Origin of the sequence: Streptomyces sp. NPDC001634 (genome assembly GCF_040298185.1) — a bacterium.
In the GTDB taxonomy this organism is placed as follows: Bacteria; Actinomycetota; Actinomycetes; order Streptomycetales; family Streptomycetaceae; genus Streptomyces.
In genome coordinates this window covers 113,037-129,610 of the sequence record NZ_JBEOZU010000005.1, presented here as the reverse complement: position 1 = coordinate 129,610, position 16,574 = coordinate 113,037, and the positions used below count along the sequence as shown (strand labels likewise).

General features: G+C 68.4%; 17 protein-coding genes, 1 tRNA gene and 1 pseudogene. 14 read left to right on the top strand and 5 right to left on the bottom strand.

Features of this window, described 5'->3' with window-relative positions; translation table 11 throughout:
- Positions 1-4 precede the first annotated feature (4 nt).
- The 10 genes from ABT186_RS04970 (at position 5) to ABT186_RS04925 (ending at position 9,248) form a co-directional block, all read left to right on the top strand.
- The gene (locus ABT186_RS04970) at positions 5-862 is read left to right on the top strand and encodes a protein spdB (protein WP_351923695.1); all 858 of its coding nucleotides are present in this window, start codon (positions 5-7) and stop codon (positions 860-862) included.
- On the top strand, positions 862-1,209 hold the full coding sequence (locus ABT186_RS04965) for an RRQRL motif-containing zinc-binding protein (protein ID WP_351923693.1): 348 nt from the start codon (positions 862-864) through the stop codon (positions 1,207-1,209). Before ABT186_RS04970 ends, ABT186_RS04965 begins: the two co-directional genes overlap by 1 nt.
- A 1-nt stretch (position 1,210) precedes the next feature.
- Positions 1,211-1,528: a hypothetical protein gene (locus ABT186_RS04960; protein ID WP_351923576.1), complete on the top strand. Its 318-nt coding sequence runs from the start codon at positions 1,211-1,213 to the stop codon at positions 1,526-1,528.
- A 2-nt stretch (positions 1,529-1,530) separates the two neighbouring features.
- Positions 1,531-1,830, top strand: a complete 300-nt coding sequence (locus tag ABT186_RS04955; protein ID WP_351923574.1) for a hypothetical protein — start codon at positions 1,531-1,533, stop codon at positions 1,828-1,830.
- Between the two features lie 104 nt (positions 1,831-1,934).
- Entirely contained in the window at positions 1,935-4,064 is a 2,130-nt protein-coding gene (locus ABT186_RS04950) for an FtsK/SpoIIIE domain-containing protein (RefSeq protein WP_351923572.1), read from the top strand.
- A 204-nt stretch (positions 4,065-4,268) separates the two neighbouring features.
- Entirely contained in the window at positions 4,269-4,733 is a 465-nt protein-coding gene (locus ABT186_RS04945) for a hypothetical protein (protein WP_351923570.1), read from the top strand.
- A gap of 89 nt (positions 4,734-4,822) precedes the next feature.
- Positions 4,823-5,668: a bifunctional DNA primase/polymerase gene (locus tag ABT186_RS04940; protein WP_351923568.1), complete on the top strand. Its 846-nt coding sequence runs from the start codon at positions 4,823-4,825 to the stop codon at positions 5,666-5,668.
- Between the two features lie 2 nt (positions 5,669-5,670).
- Positions 5,671-7,146 carry an AICE element replication initiation protein gene (locus ABT186_RS04935; protein ID WP_351923566.1) on the top strand — a complete coding sequence of 492 codons (1,476 nt, stop codon included), beginning with the start codon at positions 5,671-5,673 and terminating at the stop codon, positions 7,144-7,146.
- 483 nt (positions 7,147-7,629) lie between these two features.
- Complete coding sequence (locus tag ABT186_RS04930; protein WP_351923564.1) at positions 7,630-7,815, top strand: helix-turn-helix transcriptional regulator; 186 nt, start codon at positions 7,630-7,632, stop codon at positions 7,813-7,815.
- Positions 7,816-7,871: 56 nt separating this feature from the next.
- Entirely contained in the window at positions 7,872-9,248 is a 1,377-nt protein-coding gene (locus tag ABT186_RS04925; protein ID WP_351923562.1) for a tyrosine-type recombinase/integrase, read from the top strand.
- Between the two features lie 138 nt (positions 9,249-9,386).
- Here ABT186_RS04925 and ABT186_RS04920 read toward each other — a convergent pair.
- Positions 9,387-9,471 (bottom strand) — tRNA-Ser (locus tag ABT186_RS04920).
- 1,148 nt (positions 9,472-10,619) lie between these two features.
- Here ABT186_RS04920 and ABT186_RS04915 point away from each other — a divergent pair.
- From ABT186_RS04915 to ABT186_RS04905, 3 genes are all read left to right on the top strand, one after another.
- Positions 10,620-10,826: a hypothetical protein gene (locus tag ABT186_RS04915; protein WP_351221199.1), complete on the top strand. Its 207-nt coding sequence runs from the start codon at positions 10,620-10,622 to the stop codon at positions 10,824-10,826.
- On the top strand, positions 10,819-11,070 hold the full coding sequence (locus tag ABT186_RS04910) for a hypothetical protein (RefSeq protein ID WP_351923560.1): 252 nt from the start codon (positions 10,819-10,821) through the stop codon (positions 11,068-11,070). Before ABT186_RS04915 ends, ABT186_RS04910 begins: the two co-directional genes overlap by 8 nt.
- Before the next feature lie 68 nt (positions 11,071-11,138).
- Positions 11,139-12,074, top strand: a complete 936-nt coding sequence (locus ABT186_RS04905; RefSeq protein ID WP_351923558.1) for a TRADD-N-associated membrane domain-containing protein — start codon at positions 11,139-11,141, stop codon at positions 12,072-12,074.
- A gap of 79 nt (positions 12,075-12,153) precedes the next feature.
- Here ABT186_RS04905 and ABT186_RS04900 read toward each other — a convergent pair whose 3' ends face one another.
- Complete coding sequence (locus tag ABT186_RS04900; protein ID WP_502973139.1) at positions 12,154-12,783, bottom strand: hypothetical protein; 630 nt, start codon at positions 12,781-12,783, stop codon at positions 12,154-12,156.
- A 204-nt stretch (positions 12,784-12,987) separates the two neighbouring features.
- Between ABT186_RS04900 and ABT186_RS04895 the strand changes: the two genes are divergently transcribed.
- Positions 12,988-13,338, top strand: a complete 351-nt coding sequence (locus ABT186_RS04895) for a hypothetical protein (RefSeq protein ID WP_351923697.1) — start codon at positions 12,988-12,990, stop codon at positions 13,336-13,338.
- Here ABT186_RS04895 and ABT186_RS04890 read toward each other — a convergent pair.
- From ABT186_RS04890 to ABT186_RS04880, 3 genes and pseudogenes are all read right to left on the bottom strand, one after another.
- Positions 13,323-13,574, bottom strand: a pseudogene (locus ABT186_RS04890) (hypothetical protein); the annotation flags it as partial. The gene ABT186_RS04895 and the pseudogene ABT186_RS04890 sit on opposite strands and share 16 nt — an antisense overlap.
- 321 nt (positions 13,575-13,895) lie before the next feature.
- A complete protein-coding gene (locus tag ABT186_RS04885; protein ID WP_351923554.1) occupies positions 13,896-14,234 on the bottom strand; it encodes a hypothetical protein in 339 nt (112 codons plus the stop codon).
- Between the two features lie 619 nt (positions 14,235-14,853).
- Positions 14,854-16,341: a S1C family serine protease gene (locus ABT186_RS04880; protein WP_351923552.1), complete on the bottom strand. Its 1,488-nt coding sequence runs from the start codon at positions 16,339-16,341 to the stop codon at positions 14,854-14,856.
- Between the last annotated feature and the right edge of the window lie 233 nt (positions 16,342-16,574).

The window sequence follows — 16,574 nt, the reverse complement described above, 5'->3', positions numbered from 1 at the left end:
CAAGATGAGCGCGAAGACCGTGCTGCCCGCCGTCGCGATGACGGGCGTGTCCATGGTCCTCACCCTGGCCGTGGTCGTGATGTGGCTGGGCACGGCGGTGCCGTGGCCCGTCGCCCTGGTCGTCGGTATCGGCATCGACGGCGGGTGGCTCGCGACCCTCGCCTACGAACGGCGCCTGGCCGCGCAGGGTGACCACAGCCACGCGGTCACCGCTGTCGGCTGGTCCTTCGGTCTGATCGCGGCCGGGGTGCTGGTCGCGCACGCGCTCACCGCCGATGGTTCCGGCCGCGCCGCGTGGCTGGCCGTGGCGTGGCTTCCGGTCGCGGCCAAGGCGCTGTGGCTGGTCCACGGGCTGTGGGAGCGTACCGCTCTCACCCCGGCGGCGCTGGACGCCATCCACGGTATCCGGCAGGAAGCCCGGGACGAGGCGGCCGTGGCTCGCGCCAGGCTCCGCGCCGAAGCGACCACCGAGGAGACCCGGCTGACGGCCGTGACGCAGGCCGGGGCCCGCGTCGCACGCGTACAGGCCAAGACCGCTCAGACGCTCTCGCGGGCGTGGTCGACGCTGGAGACGGCCCGCAGCGGGGTGGACACCGGAAGGGCATTGACCAGCGTGACGACCCGCGTCACGCCCGGAGTCACGCCCCGCTGGGAGCTCCCGGTATGGGGTCCCACGGAGCCCGTTCCCGCACTGGACGCGGGACCCGCACTCACCGACGAGGCCCTTGACGCCTTGGTCGACGAGATCCGACGCAGCGAATCCCCGGCCCTGTCGTATCGGGAGATGGCCGCTCGATTCCGCGCGGCCGGTCACTCTGCCTCTGAGGTCCGTCTGCGGGCCTCATGGAAGCGCGTGGCGTGATGGGGGCGCTGCCGGTGTTCCGGTGGCGCCTGGCCCCGGATGGATACGCCACCCGTCGACAGCTCCGGGCGCGTGGTCTGCGCCCCGGCGGTCAGGACGTGGCTGCCGAGTTGCAGCGCCCGCGCCACCGCCGTGGGCCGCTGGTCGCCTACCTCTACCGCATCGACCTGGCCAAACCGGTCCGTCCCATGACGGATGCGAAGTGGGCGGCACTGGCCAAGGCCAACCAAGCTCGCCGCACCTGCCCTCAATGTCGACGCGATGCCGGATACGTCATCCCGCCCTCACTCGGCATCTGCGTGCCCTGCGCCTACCCCGACCCCACCGACTCCGTGAGGAGTAGCTGAAATGGGCAAGCCCGACACCCGCCGCCTGGACCGGGAGATCCGGCAGGCGAACCGGAAGCTGGAAGCGGTCCGCGAGCGCGAGATGTGGCCGCTGAACAACTCCGAACGCCGCGCCATACTCGCCGCGCTGGCCGGCGGCACCTACCGCATAGCTCGGGGCCGCAGCACCGACCGCGCCGACCGACGGCTGGAGAGCGCGTGGATGGCGGCGGAGACCCGGCTCATCGCGGAGATCACCGCCCTGCACACCGAGCGGCAGCGGGTCGTGAACGAGGCCACCGCCGCCAAGGCCGCCAAGAAGTCGTCGGGGTGGTGGTGAGCATGAACCGCCGCTGCCCCGCGGCCCACCCGGACGACCCCACCCCATGTGACGGCCCGCTCGCCGTGACCGTACTCGACAGGGAGAACGCCGGGGCGGACGGCTGCGAGCACCACGCCGCCCGCCTGCTGGCCTCCCTCGATCGCGGACGCGTATACCCCCTGCCGCACGCGGCGGAGGGTGCCGCGATCCGCGTCTTCAAGGCCGCCGACGGCCTCCGCCCCTTCTGCTGGCTCGACGGCCCTCGCATCGGCCCGTCCCAGCTCAGCCACGCGGAGAACCGCGCCCGCAACGGCCACTGACCCGCACCCCGCTGCCAGGGGTGGCCGCACCTGCCACGGACCCGGCCACCCCGACACTCCCTCAACTTCCCGCCCCTGCCGGGGCAGTCAGGAGCCTTTCCATCATGAGCGACAACGTCGTTCACCTGTACAAGGACACCGACCCGCCTGCCGAACCGGCCACCGTGACCACGCTGACCGTGGTCCCCGACCCGGCGCCGCCCGCGCCCGTGCCGCTGTGGGTGCGCTCCGGGCGCGCCATAAAGACGGCCGTGACGCACGAGCGCACCGTCACCGCCGCGCGTGCGGTGGCCCGCCACAGCATCTACGTGGCCGGCGGCGCCCGGATCGTGGCCCGCCGGACCTGGGACGGCCGGACCGCCGCCCGCTACGAACGCATGCTCCGCGCCGCCGAGACCGCCGGGAACTACGAGGTGGCCGCGGAGTGGGAGGAGCGCGGGCAGCGCTACCGCGAAGCCCGCCACCGCCGCCGCATGGACCTCCTGCACTCCCCACTCGACGCCGCCAAGGGCGCGGCCGTCAGTGCCGGTATGGGCATCGGTGGCCTGGTCCTGCTCGGGGTGGCGATGGCGATCGCCACCAAGGACGCCACCGAAGTCGTCACCCCGCTGATGGCAGTCATCAAGTTCATCAACCTGATGATCACGATCGTGCAGGTGGTGTGGGGACCGCTGATCTCGATCGGCCCGTTCCTCGCCCTGCTCGCCCTGTGGTCGGTCGGCGCCCACCAGAAAGCCGCCCCCAACTGGGCACTGCCCGCCAACGTCCGCAGCGGTGAGGGGGAGCCGATCACGCCGTCGATCGTGGTCAAGGCCCTGCGGGATCTCGGGGTGCCCGCGCTGCGCAACGCCATCAAGGAGATGGGAGATGCCGGCGCGTCCATGCTCGGACCGATCCGGATCGCCGGATGCGGCGTAGAAGTCGACGTCACCCTCCCCTCTGGGGTGTCGACGGTCGAAGTGCAGAACCGACGCCGCAAGCTCGCCGAGAACCTCACCCGGCACGAACACGAGGTGTTCATCACGATCCCGCAAGCTGCCCGCACGGTGCGGCTGTGGATCGCCGACTCGGGCGCGCTGGATGAGCCGATCGGCCCCTCTCCGCTGGTCACCGACGAGACCCTGACCGCCAGCTACGCCAAGGGCCGCGCCCCTTGGGGTCAGGACCTGCGCGGCGACGCGGCAGCGCTGAGCCTGTATCAGCGGCACCTGCTCATCACGGGTCTGTCCAACCAGGGCAAGACCGCCTCCCTGCGCGCGCTCGCCCTGTGGGCCGCGCTGGATCGCACGGTGGAGTTCCGCATCGCCGACCTCAAGGGCGTGGGCGACTGGGCCATGTTCGACGGGCTCGCCACCGTCCTGATCCAGGGCCCGGCCGATGAGAACGTGATCGAGGCGACCGAGATGGTTGAGGGCCTGGTCGAGGAGATGAACCGGCGGATCGACGCCCGCCGGACCGACCCGAAAGCCGTCTTCCCGCCACTGATCGGCATCGTGGACGAGGCACAAGTCGCGTTCATGTGCCCGGTCAAGGACGAGGACGGCCGCCCTTACGGCGGCTCCAAGGCCACCTCCCGCTACTTCATGGCCGTGCGCAAGGTCCACAACCAGGGCCGCGCCGTAGACGTGATCCTGTGGGAAGGCACCCAGGACCCCACCGATCAGAACCTTCCCAAGCTGGTCCGCGAGGGCGCTCACACGCGCGCCTCGCTCGCGCTGGGCACCGAGTCCCAAGCCCGCATGGCGCTCGGGGACAAGGCTGTGGACGGTGGGGCCGCGCCGCACCTACTGCGGCAAGGGCTGGACAAGGGAACCCTGGTCGTCGCCTCGGACGGCATCGAGATCCCGGCCGGGCAGTCGTCCATCACGGTGCGCACGCACTACATCGACGACGACCAGGCCAAGGCCATCACCGACCGCGCCAAGGCCCTGCGCGGCAACGCCGTCGCCACCCTGCACGCCATCGAGCGGGGCGAGAAGCGAGACCCGCTCGCCGACATCGCGACCGTGCTCGGCACGGACGCGCGGGTGCGCACCCAGGAAGTCATCACCCGGCTCGCCGCGCTGAACCCAGACGCTTACAGCGGCTGGTCGTTCATCGACCTCAAGCGCGTCCTCGACGACGCCGGGGCCGAACCGTACAAGTCCGACGGCCGCATGGTCGTCGGCCGCGACCGCGTCGCCCAAGCACTCGCCAACCGCCCGCAGACGGATTCCGCTTCCGCCTCTGAGTAGAGGGAGCCGCACCTCCCCCGGGTCAGGGAGGCAGGGAGATCTCCCTGAACGCCTCCCTGTCCCGCCTCCCTGGCCTTGACCTGCACAAATGATCACTCAGGGAGGCAGGGAGGCCCGCCGGTCAGCACCCTTGAAAGCCCCTCCAGAAGCCTCCCCGCAGGGGGTGTCTCTGCCTCCCTGTCCCACCACCGGAAGGGATTCCGCATGTACCCCGACAGCACCGGCCGCGCGCCCGTCCAGCGGTCTGTGGAAGTCCACGAGCCCACCCCGATACCGCCCGCCGCCGTGGCGCCGGCGCCGCTGGTTGCCGTCCAGCCGGGCACCCTGCCCACCGTGGCGAGCGTGGTCCTGCCCGACGGGCGAGTCGTCACCGGCTACGCCATCGAGCCGACCAAACCCGAACCCGCCGCCACCAAACCGGCCGTGTCCCGCACGGCGGTGAACATCGCCCTCGGAGGCATCGGCTTCGGCGCCATCTGCGGCGGGCTGATCCTGCTGACCACGTTCATCGCCGCCCTCGCCGCGCTCATCCACCAGCTCATCATCCTCGCCGCCGTCATCTTCGGCGGCTGGATCGCCGTGCAGGTCTTCAGCGCGAGCGGCCATCACGGCGGGACCACGGTCAACATCCGCAAAGCCGTCTTCAAGCGCAACCACTTCCACGGCTAGCTACGCCAAGGGCGGCCCCCTCGTCTCGCCAAAGTCGCGGGACCGCCCTTGCCAGCCAGCATCCATCCAAGGAACTGGAGAGCTCCAGCATGACCCAACACACCGGCATCCGGCGAGTGGCGCTGAGCCTCGCCGCCGTTGGGCTGCCCGTACTGCCCCTGCGGGGGAAGGTGCCGTTCGGCAACTGCCACGCCTGCGCGGACAACGCCTGCGGTGGACGCCCGAACATGAAGAGCGCGGGCCCCTGCCGCTGCCCTGCCCCCTGCCACGCGTGGGCCGCCGCCACTACCGACCCTGCGGTCATCGCCTCACCCGCGTGGTCGCCGGCATGGCGTGCGGCGGCGTCTGTCGCCTACCACCCCGGTGGCGCCGGGCTGACGGTGGTGGATCTCGACAACGCGGCGGCTGTCGCGTGGGCGCGCGCCACCCTGCCCGCCACCCGCACCGTACCCACCACACGGGGAGAGCACTGGATCTACCGAGGCACGATGCGCTCCGTGAACGCCGTGCGAGATGGCGTGGACATCAAGTCCACGATGGCCTACGTACGGTGGCGCGGCCCCGGCACCCGCGCCATCACGGCGCTGCCGGAGGTCGTGCGCGCGCTCGCCGTGAAGGAGTCCTCCGCCGTCCGGCCGGCGTCGCAGGCCCTCACCGTGCCCGCACCGGCCGGGGAGGGGGAGTGCCGTCACCGCACGCCCGCCTATCTGGAACGTGGCATCGCCATGGCGGAGCAGCGCATCACCGAGGCCCGAAAGGGGGTGCATGCCACGGTCTACCGGACGTTCCTCGCCGTGCTGTCCGCTCACGGCCGGTGCGGCTGCCTCACCGGCGCACACGTGGCGCGGCTGTTCGCCGCCGCGCAGGCCAAGGGCGAATCGCCCCGGCACTGCACCGACGCGTGGACCAACGCCCGCACCAGGTTGGGACTGTGACCATGTCCGACGACGAGAAGAACCCCGCCCGCGAGGTCATCACCGACTACGCGCAGGCGCACTTTCGGTACTTCCGCACCGCCGACGGCACCGTGTACGCGCAGAAGAACGGCCACCCCGTGGCCCGCCCGATCCGCTCCCAGGGCACCACGGGCAGCCACCGCCAGGAACTCATGGTCGGCCTGTTCAAGGACGGGCTCGGCGTGTTCAACGGCACCGCGCTCAAGGAAGCGTTGGATCTGATCGAAGCGCTCGCGTTGACCGAGGACGTGCAGCCGGTACACATCCGCGTAGCCCCCGGATTCGATGGGGCGACGTGGCTGGACCTGGGACGTAGCGATGGGCGGTCGGTCCGTATCCACCCCACCGGCTGGGACGTCGCCATCCCCGACCCTCGCGAGGTGTGCTGGCGCCGCACGCAGCTCACTGGGGAACTGCCCCTGCCGGCCAAAGACACCAACGGCAAGGGCATCGACCTCCTGCTCAGGCTCTGCAACTTCGCCAACGCCGAGACCGAATGCCTGGCTATCGCCTGGCTCATCGGTTGCCTGGAGCCGTCTGTGCCCGTCCCCGCTCCGTTCCTCACCGGGCCGCAGGGTGCGGGCAAGTCCACCGGGGGCCGGATGCTCGTGCGGATCATCGAGGGCATGAGCGGGGACCTGCGCCGGGCTCCGAAGGATGAGGAGAACCTGATCGCAGCGGTGGCGGCCGGATGGGTCACCGCCCTGGACAACCTCTCCCACATGACGCCGGACCTGTCCGACGCCATGTGCTGCATCGTCACCGGCGCCGAGAACGTCAAGCGCGCTCTCTTCACCGACGGGGACGTCTTCCGCGCTCGCTACCGCCGCCCCCTGCTGCTGACCGGTATCGACGTGGGAGTCATCCGGCCCGACCTCGCCGAACGGCTCCTGCCGCTGCGGCTGGAGCGGCCCCGCGTGAGGCGCACCGAGGCGGAACTATGGGCGGAGTACGCCGAGGTCCTGCCCGTCGTGCTCGGCTCGCTCCTGGACCTCACAGTCAAGGTCCGCGCGGCCGAGGCGGAGACCCCCACCGACCTGCGGATGGCCGACTTCGCGCACCTGTGCGCGCAGCTCGACGCAGCAACCGGCCTGGGAGCGCTCGCCGCCTACCGGCGGAGCCTGGATGACCTCAACGACGACGTCATCGAGGGCGATCTCCTCGCTCAGACCGTCCTCCGGCACGCCGACACCATCGAGCCGGGCGCGGCGCAGCGGATGACGTCCACCGAGTGGCTGCACTGCCTCAGCCGCCTCTACAGCGGCGAGGACCTGCGTCCCCTGCCCAAGGGGTGGCCGACCACGGGAAAGGTCCTCTCCGACCGTCTCAAGCGCCTCCAACCGACTCTGGCCGCTCGCGGTGTCCTCATCGACTCGGGCCGCACCAGCGAGGGCCGCTACCTCGAAATGACCCGCCAACCGGCCCCGCCCCCACCCGAGCACAAACCGATGTTCTGACCCGCGCCGCGATCGCCCCGCGGACAAGCAAGAAGAGCACCACCGGCCGGGCGTGCTCCTCTTGCTGTTCGGCGGAACGCCGCCCAAAGGACGCGCCGCGCAGCGGCTCCTTCTTCACGCTGTAAGGCGCACCGCACCACAACAGACACCCCCTCTTTGTCCTAAGAGGGGAGACGCTGCGTCATCTGCGTCATGCAGACGGAAAAACGGCCCGTGACCTGCGGATACAGCCATGACGCAGACGACGGCCTCTGCGTCATCCTGCGTCATCTGCGTCACGCGATGACACAGCCCATGACGCGCCGATGACGCACCCCCGCACCACTGCGTCACATAGAACCGCAGGTCAGAAGCCCGAATGACGCTGATGACGCAATGACGCAGAAATCCGCGCCTCGGACAAGCGCGAGCCCCACAAGAATCCACACCCCCTGAGCCGGGGCCCCAAGCCCCGCCATGACCGATGCCTCGAAGGAGTCGACCGTGGCACGCCCTCAGATGCTCAAGCTCCCCGAAGTCCTCGAAGAGATCGAGATGAGCCGCGCCGCCTTCTACCGCATGCGCGCCCGTGGCAAGGCCCCGAAGTTGATCAAGCTGCCAAACGGTCAGATCCGTTGCCGCCGCAGCGACCTTGACGCCTGGTGGGCCGAACACGAGATCGCCGCCTGACCTGACCGCATGAGGGGCACCGTAACAACGGTGCCCCTCATCCAATAGGGAGCACGATGCACAGCTACGACGTGCGCATTTGGAACATCCGTAAGCGCCCCAGCAAGGCTGCCCCATTCCAACTGCGTTGGATGGTCGATGGAGAAGAGTTCCAGGAGAAGTTCGCCACTAAGACGCTCGCAGATGGCCGCCGCGCGGAACTGCTGACCGCGACTCGTAAGGGCGAGGCGTTCGACACGGAGACTGGGCTTCCCGTCTCTGAGCTACGCGAAAGGAATCGCAAGAGCTGGTACGCCCACGCCCGCGCACACGCCGCGCGGAAGTGGCCAACGGCCGCGGCGAAGCACCGAGCGAGCATCGCGGAGAGCCTGACCATCGCCACCATGGCTCTGTGCCCGGCGGAGAAGGGACGTCCCGACGATGAAGTCCTGCGCCGCGCGCTCTACCAGTGGGGATTCAACGCAGGGCGTCACGACCAAGAGCCACCGGAAGCGGAAGCCAAGGCGCTGGCGTGGGTGGAGCGCAACTCGCCGGCCGTGGTCGATCTGGACAGCGCCAAGCGCGTGCGCACGGTGCTAGAGCATCTAGCCAAACGGCAGGACGGGAAGCCTGCCGCCGCCAACACGTTCCGACGCCGCCGCGCGGTGCTGAGCAACTGCCTGCGCCTGGCAGTTGAGCACGAGTTGCTGCCCGGCAATCCGCTACTCCGCGTGCACTGGGAGACTCCCAAGGCAGTGGAAGAGCTGGACGTGCGCAGTGTGGCGACGCCCGCACAGGCACGGGCGCTACTGGACGCGGTGCGTGCGCAAGGTCCACGCGGTGCTCACCTCGTCGCCTTCTTCGCGTGCATGTACTACGCGGCGATGCGGCCGGAGGAGGTGTCCATGCTGAGTGCCGACCAATGCGACCTTCCCGAGGAGGGTTGGGGACGGCTCATGCTCGCCGGCGCCCGGCCACAGGTGGGGTCCGCATGGACTGACGACGGCAAGCCGTACGAGGAGCGGCAACTCAAGCACCGCGCCCGGCGTGCGGTGCGGCCCGTGCCCATTCCGCCGGTCCTGGTCGCCATCCTTCGGGAGCACATCGACACGTTCGGGACTACTGCCGATGGCCGGCTGTTCAGCGCTGTACGCGGTGGCCCGGTTCGGTCGCAGGAGTACGGCGCTGTGTGGAAGGAGGCCCGGCGGAAGGCGCTCACCCCGGCGCAGATCGCCTCTCCGCTGGCCGCGATCCCGTACGACCTGCGGCATGCCTGCGTCTCGTTCTGGCTCCGGTCCGGGGTGAGCCTCGCCGAGACGGCCCGCCGCGCGGGACAGAGTGTCGCGGTTCTTCAGCGCTACTACGCCAAGGTTCTGGACGGAGAAGAGGCGAGGATGAACGCGCTGATCGAGCAGGGGTTGGCAGAGCACGAGAGCGGGGCCGAGGGGTCGTGAATCCTGGCCGCAGGTTGGCCGCACGGGCTGGTCAAACCCGGGATACGGGCGAGTCAGGGTGAGACAGGGTGCATGCGGAAGGGGTGCCCCCCTGGAGGGTGGCACCCCTTCTGACCTGCAAGTCTCTGACCTGCGGAGCGGTGGGTGTGGGATTTGAACCCACGGTGGCTCGCGCCACGACGGTTTTCAAGACCGTTCCCTTAGGCCGCTCGGGCAACCCACCTCCGTCCCGCCCAACAGGGGCGGAGCGGGTACAGCCTACCGGCCGACGCTGCGATCATGGGCTGTTGGCCCGTCATAGGCCCATGGAGCATGATCCACTGCCCCACAGGGATCTGGCGGGAGGTCCTGCCCCACCGATAGGCACGCGCGTACTCCCGACCGTGAGACAGCTCATGAGGACCGACATGGCACACGTTGTGTTCGACCAAGAAGGGGCCAACGACCTGCGCGCCGCAGCGCACCGAGTTGCCCGACGCTCCCTTACGGGCTCTCTACAGCCGGACACAGCGAATCCCAAGATCACGAACTTCGCCAGGATTCGCCACCTCACCGCCGCTTGACCTGCAACTCCATTATGTTAACGTCCATTAACAACCCCGGATTCGTGGGCATAAACGATCACCTGGATCAAGCCTCACGCTAGATTGGCGTAGCGCGGGGTGAGCGCTACGCAGCGGTACAAACGCACCGCCTGGAGGGATCCTTTTGACTCCCGCGTACGGCGACGGCCTGGCCCCGGGGGCAACCGGAGCCAGGCCGGCCACGCGGGCAGTGGGCCCGGTCGAGCACCCATCGGCCGGGCCCGCACCAGAGGCCCCTCCGACCGGACCACCGATCATCCACCTCTCAGCGCATGAACGGCTCAGCACAGCCCACGATCGTCCCAGCCACGGCCAAGGCTTCCAGTGCCAACTGGATCCACCAGTGATGCCGCCGGAACCACGCGGGCCCCTTCGACTGGTCCATCAACTCACCTCCCACCTCTCTCAGTTCCCCCTGCTCAACAGACGAGCAGGAGAGACGCAGAGGGGCGGAACCGAGCCACCTGGCGGACGCTACCGCGCACGACTCTGTGGATTTCGCGGATACCGGCATTCGCCAGGGTTCGCCAGGGCGCGTGCTGGGATTTCTCGGTCCTGGGACTCCAAGGGGTGGCGAAACTCTGGCGCATCACACGTACGTTGCCCGCACCAGCCGCGCAAAGAATGCCTTGCTGTTGGCTCATCACCGGCCCACCGGCCCACCGGCCCACCGGCCCACCGGCCCACCGGCCATGATCAAGTTCCCATGGAGCGAGTCTGCGAAGAGGGTGCGCCACCGCTGACTGCGCGCGTACCCTCGACCGTGAGACAGCCCGGGAGGACCGGCATGGCACGCATTGCGTTCGACCCCCAAGAGGCCGACGGGCTGCGCGCTGCGGCGCGAGCCGAGTTCCCTGAGAACCCCACCCTCGCGTACGTGCTGCAGCAGCTGGCAGACGAGGGCATCGACCTCGACAAGTGTCGGCCGTGGGAGGACATCCGCGCCGAGCGGGGCATGCCGCCCATCGAGGACGAGGCTGACGACGTTGCCTGAACACGGCCCCCGGCGCGCGCAGATCACCTTCCACGAAGTCGCCGAGCGGCAGCTCGCTGCGATTGGCGACCAGGAGCTGCAGCACCTCGATCCGCTCCTGGTGGCCATCTCCGTCAACCCAAAGATCGGCGATCCCCTGCCGAACGCCCCACTTCTGCGGGACTATCGCCAGGGTTCGGCCCGGGTCGTCTTCTACGCAACCGCTCTTGGCATGGTGATCGTCGTCGCGTACATGGAGATCTGACCTGGGAAGCCGTAACCGCCAACTCCTGCGGCACCTGGACTGTGGTCCTTAGAGAGGCGCGATCGACGTTGTCCGACACAGAGAGAAATACGGAAGGCGAGGCCACGCCATCCACCTCAGCACGGGTAGTAAAACAGGTAAGCAAACTGCGCACACCTCTGATTGCCGCCATAGGCTCAATTCTATCCGCGGCATTTGCTTTCGTTTTATGGGCGCTTGTTGAAGGAAACGGGCCATCCTTCGGCAGTTATAACTATGAGGCCCAGATTTGGTATGACCGCGGAGTCGCGGCTGCCGCAATCCTTCTCGGCATATCTGGCGTACTCGCATCGCTTTTGTGGGCTGCAGGTCGATCATTCACGACCGAGACGGAGAAAACCCTACGCCAGCTGGAGGACCCCAGCCTTCGCGACCTCCACGTCCACGGCGCCGGGGCAACAATCCACATTTCCTCAACAGGATCTCAGTCAGGGGCCGAGCAACCCGGCACTGCTAGGCTACTTGAGTCAGACGCCCAGGAATCAATGCTGACTCGGATCTATACACACGGGCTCGCCCAAGCCAAGCTGAGTTTCTTTGTCAGCCTCGCTTTCGCCGTGATCGGATCGACAGTCCTCCTCTTTGGAGTCTGGCTCGCTATTCTCCATGCAGACACCAACGGAAACCGCTATGGAGCAATCGTCACTCAGACTTCGGGAGCCGTCATCGATATTCTGGCCGGTGTCTTCTTCCTCCAATCCAACCGAACTCGCAGGGACATGGGTTCCCAAGGCGTGATGCTTCGCGACGACAGCCGCTTCGACCGCCGCCTGAAGGCCGCCACGGTCCTTTCCGACAACATCAGCGAAGAGCGTCTGCGGAACACCGTCCGTGCTCAGATAGCCCTACAGCTTGTGGGTGGCCAACTCGATACGACCCAATCCGCCGATCAGGAACAGCCGACAGCAGAGGCATCGGCAGCGGATGGAGCAACGTCGACAACTGGTGAGGAGACCCTCACGTAATCGCTGTGACTGAGATTGAACTCGTGGTGTCGTTGCTGGTTATGAAGGGCTGAGGGTAAGAGAGTCCGCTACACGCCAGTCAGCGACGGTCGCGGTCGGGGGCGAAGGGGGTATCGATATCGGGTATCCAGAAGCAGATCTCCAGGGTCTTCAGCCACGGGTAGTGTCGTGTCTTCCTCTCTCTCCATATGGTGCCGACGACGGCCGTCGACAGGAGCAGGGCGCAGCAGGCGGCCAGCAGCCAGTGGGGGCCGACGGCGAATTCGACCAGCGCAGCGATTGATGCCATGGTCAGCGAGAGCGCGAGGTTGCGTTGCATCATCCCCACTGCCTCCCTTCGGGTGACCTCGCTGGCGACCGGCTTGTTGTGTAGTTCGGCGGTGGCCAGCAACACGTTGGGGTCCGCGGATACGAAGGGGCGGTCCCGGGCGTCGGGAACGCTGGCAAGGAAAATACGCCGGGCGTCGTCGGGAGTTCGGTGCCAGCGGGGCATGATCTTGTCGAGGACGGCGCTCAGGGGAGTGGTGACACTGCCCAGCACGTAGCTGCTCACCACAGCGCCGACCACCAGCAACGCCGACGGCGCCGTGGCCAGGGCGCCGACGTCGACCAGGTGCAGGCGGCCGAGGGCGTACAGGAGGACTGCCAGCTGCACCCCTCCCGGGATCGCGATGCCAAACAGTTCGAAGAGGCCGACGGCAAAGGTCACGGACATCCTCCTGGCGTTTGGGACGGGACTGCCGTCCACCGCGGGCGCCGATCGTTGATCTACAGCCGATCGAGTGTGGCACGTGCCCGCCGTGCCCGGAGCCCACCATGCACAGCCCTTCGGCACGAGACCGGCCTGCCCTCAGCCCCGCACAACCAGCCACGACACCACGAGTTCAGCCTCAGTATCTACAGGGTGCCCCGCGTGGCGGGGCACCCTGTGCGGACCGAGTTCGACGCTGCGAGCGGGGAGGACCTGCTCCGGCGGGCCTGCAGCGAGGCCAATGTCGACCCGGACGGCATCGAGTTGCTGCGCCTGGGGGATCACGCCGTCTTCCGTCTCGCCCAGGGCCGCATCGTCGCGCGCGTCGCCAGGAACCCAGACAGGCTGCCATCCGTGCTGTACGACACCTTCGACGGAACGACGAGCGACGGCTTCCCCATCGTCTCGGCGCATCTCGCGCGCAGCGCCGACCACGGTGTGACGTTCAACGACGTCGTGCTCGCGACCTTCCAGACGCCGAAGGACAACGGAGACCCGCCGAGAGTGGCGTGAGCGAAGGCTTCGCGCATGGACAGCATCGACAAAACCCGTGGGGTGGTGTCGAGCGCTGAGCAGGCCTGGTCTTGGGCGGCGGTCACAAGTGCCAGTGAGTCCGCAGGCTTGTCCTGGTACGTACCCTGCAAGCTCATGCAGGCAAGGACGTTGGCCATGAACTGCCAGCCGTCGATTTCCTTGGCCAGTTGCAGAGCCTCCGTGAAGTATGCGCGGGCCTGGTTGTACTGGCGGGCGCAAGGGCCGGCCGACCATCTACGAGGTGGGTAGAGCCCTGAGCTGCCTCTGAGGCTCCGGTTCATCCGGCGCCGCTCGCATGACCAAGACCAAAAATCAGGGACCGGACCACCCCTCGGCCTGGACAGCACGCGAATCAGCAGATCGAGCCGGCCCTGGAAGCCGGAGACGAGGAGTAGTCCGGCCGGGCCAGACCGCGCCGCTCCCGTAGGCACACATCCGTCGCCCCCACTGGAAAAGTGGGGACGACGTCGTTTCATACGCTGGGCGCCATCCGCCGATCACCTGACGGTGATCGCTTTGCCCAGGTACAACCACAATTACTCACCCTCGGATGACTCCTCACCCTCGGCCTCCGGTGCCTCCGCTTCCTCCTTCTCCGTTTCGGCTGTGGGCTCTTCGCCTTCGGCCGAGGCCTCCTCGGGTTCCGCGGCCTCACCGGTCGCGGGGGCTTCCGCCTCCGCACCTTCCGCGGTCTCCGCTGCTTCAGCCGCCGACTCCTCGCCTTCGGCCGAGGCCTCCTCGGGTTCCGCGGCCTCACCGGTCGCGGGGGCTTCCGCCTCCGCACCTTCCGCAGTCTCCGCTGCTTCAGCCGCCGACTCCTCGCCTTCGGCCGAGGTCTCCTCGGGTTCCTGAGGCGTCTGTTCTGTGTCGCTCATGTGTTCACCTCCTCCTCGCGACGCGCAAGTCAAGGAGTCTTGGTGTCAGTCGCCGGTGAGCCATCCACATCCGAGATGGCTCACCTTCACATGTTTTACGAACTTTGTCCTATTCCTTGGCGATGAGGATGTCAACGGGCTCTGTGGCGAGAGGTGCAGGTGCGCACACCAGGCGACGGCGAGATCTCGCCGATGATGCCCACTCGTGCTTGAAATGCATCAGGAAGCCCGTCACGACGAGCGCGAACGGCGCCCCGTTCGCCACCGCATTTCCCCTGGTCAACTGACAGACGTCACACGCCTGGTGGTCCACGCCTGGTCCACACGCACTGATCAACAACGCGACAGAGCCGGATCACGGTGAGACAGGCCCCATGCAAAAGGGTGCCCCTCAGTGAGAGGCACCCCTTCTGACCAGTACGTCTCGGACCTGCCGAGGCAGTCGGATCCGACCCCACGGGGACGCTTTCACGTCCTCACGTTTTTCAAGACCGTTCCCTCGGGCCGCTCGGCCAACCCGCCCCGCGCTCGCCGCGATCGGCGGCGCGGGACAAGCGCAACGGGTTGCACGCGCGCGTGGGTCAGCGTGGATCGCGGCGCCCGGTGCGGCCCACGGGGCTCAGTTGTCGCCGACGCGGGAGCCCAGCGTGAGATCCACCGTGTGGGACTTGCCGCCGCGTTGGTAGGTGATCATGACCTGGTCGCCGGGCTTGTGGGTCCAGATCTCGCCGATCAGGGTCGGACCGCTGTCGACCACCGTGTCGTCGAGCTTGGTGATCACATCGCCCGGCTTGAGGCCCGCCTTGTCCGCGGGGCCGCCCGACTCGATCGCGGCGGAGCCGCCGGCGCCCTGGTCGGTGATCTTCGCCCCGCCGGTGGTTTCATCCAGCGAGACCGAGGCGCCGATCTTGGCGTAGACCGGCTTGCCCGTCTTGATCAGCTGCTGGGCGACGTACTTGGCCTGGTTGATCGGGATCGCGAAGCCCAGGCCGATCGAGCCGGACTGGCCGCTGCCGCCCAGACCACTGCTGCCCGTGGACTGGATGGCCGAGTTGATGCCGATGACCGCGCCCTGTGCGTCCAGGAGGGGGCCGCCGGAGTTGCCCGGGTTGATCGAGGCGTCCGTCTGCAGGGCGCTCATGTACGACGCCTTGCTCTCGGAGCCGCCGTCGCTGGAGGCCACCGGGCGGTGCTTGGCGCTGATGATGCCCTGGGTCACGGTGTTCGACAGGCCGAAGGGCGCGCCGATCGCGATCGTCTCGTCGCCGACCGCCACCTTGTCCGAGTCGCCGAGGGCGAGGGGCTTGAGGTCGCTGGGGGCGTTCTTGAGCTTGATGACGGCGACGTCGTAGCCCTGTGCGTGCCCGATGATCTCGGCGTCGTACTTCTTGCCGTTGGGGAACGTCGCGGTGAGCTTTCCGCCGTCGACCGCGTCCGCGACGACGTGGTTGTTGGTGACGATGTGGCCCTGGGTGTCGAAGACGAAGCCCGTGCCGGTGCCGCCCTGGCCGTTGGTGCTCTCGGCCTCGATGGTGACCGTGCTCGGCAGCGCCCTGGCGGCCACGCTCGCGATCGACCCGATGGCGCGCTTGACGTCGCCACCGCTGGTGGATGCGGCCACGGTCGTCGAGCCGCTCGAGTCGTTGTTCTTGGCCAGCTGGTAGCCGATGCCGCCGCCGACGCCGCCCGCGACCAGCGCGGCGACGAGAATCGCGGCGACCAGACCGCCGCGGCCGTTCTTCGGCTTCGGGGCGGGCTCCTGGTACGAGGCACCCCAGCCACCGCCCGCACCGCCGCCGCCGCCGCCGGCGTACAGGGGGGTGACCGGCGGAGGCGGCGGCCAGCCCGCCTCGGCGGCCGGGTACGCCCCGGGCTGCCCCGGGGGCACGGGCGGGAGCTGAGTGGTCGGCGCGCCTTCCGGGTGCGGAGCGCCCGGCGCGGACGGCGCGCCCCCTGCGGGCGGAGTGCTCCCCGCGCCCGGTCCGGGGATCCCGGCGCTCGCGTGCCCTTCCTGGGCCGTGCCCGGCGCGGAAGCGGGAGCATCCACCGGCACGGGAGGTGCAGACGGGGCCGGGGGTACCGCAGTGCCCTCGTTCTCGGTGCTCACAGCTCTTCTCCTCGTTCCACGGCTGTTCTTCTGGTTCGCACTCGGCCGCACTCACTCACCCTGCGCGGCGCCGGGCGCGTATCGGCTATGCGTGTCCTGTTGTACGCCGTCAAGCTTTTCCCACCGGGCGTCAGGGCACCATAAGTGGTGGCTGTGGGGTGCCCGACCTCCCTTTATATCGGACCTGTCCGAACAAAAATCTTCATTCCCGACACCTCGCCGACGCCGTCACG

Excerpts from the sequence above, each read along its gene's own strand:
- ABT186_RS04925 (WP_351923562.1), top strand. The coding sequence starts at position 7,872 with ATGCACAGCTACGACGTGCGCATTTGGAACATCCGTAAGCGCCCCAGC.
- ABT186_RS04955 (WP_351923574.1), top strand. The coding sequence starts at position 1,531 with ATGAACCGCCGCTGCCCCGCGGCCCACCCGGACGACCCCACCCCATGT.
- ABT186_RS04940 (WP_351923568.1), top strand. The coding sequence starts at position 4,823 with ATGACCCAACACACCGGCATCCGGCGAGTGGCGCTGAGCCTCGCCGCC.
- ABT186_RS04935 (WP_351923566.1), top strand. The coding sequence starts at position 5,671 with ATGTCCGACGACGAGAAGAACCCCGCCCGCGAGGTCATCACCGACTAC.
- ABT186_RS04970 (WP_351923695.1), top strand. The coding sequence starts at position 5 with ATGAGCGCGAAGACCGTGCTGCCCGCCGTCGCGATGACGGGCGTGTCC.
- ABT186_RS04950 (WP_351923572.1), top strand. The coding sequence starts at position 1,935 with ATGAGCGACAACGTCGTTCACCTGTACAAGGACACCGACCCGCCTGCC.
- ABT186_RS04965 (WP_351923693.1), top strand. The coding sequence starts at position 862 with ATGGGGGCGCTGCCGGTGTTCCGGTGGCGCCTGGCCCCGGATGGATAC.
- ABT186_RS04885 (WP_351923554.1), bottom strand. The coding sequence starts at position 14,234 with ATGAGCGACACAGAACAGACGCCTCAGGAACCCGAGGAGACCTCGGCC.
- ABT186_RS04945 (WP_351923570.1), top strand. The coding sequence starts at position 4,269 with ATGTACCCCGACAGCACCGGCCGCGCGCCCGTCCAGCGGTCTGTGGAA.
- ABT186_RS04915 (WP_351221199.1), top strand. The coding sequence starts at position 10,620 with ATGGCACGCATTGCGTTCGACCCCCAAGAGGCCGACGGGCTGCGCGCT.
- ABT186_RS04960 (WP_351923576.1), top strand. The coding sequence starts at position 1,211 with ATGGGCAAGCCCGACACCCGCCGCCTGGACCGGGAGATCCGGCAGGCG.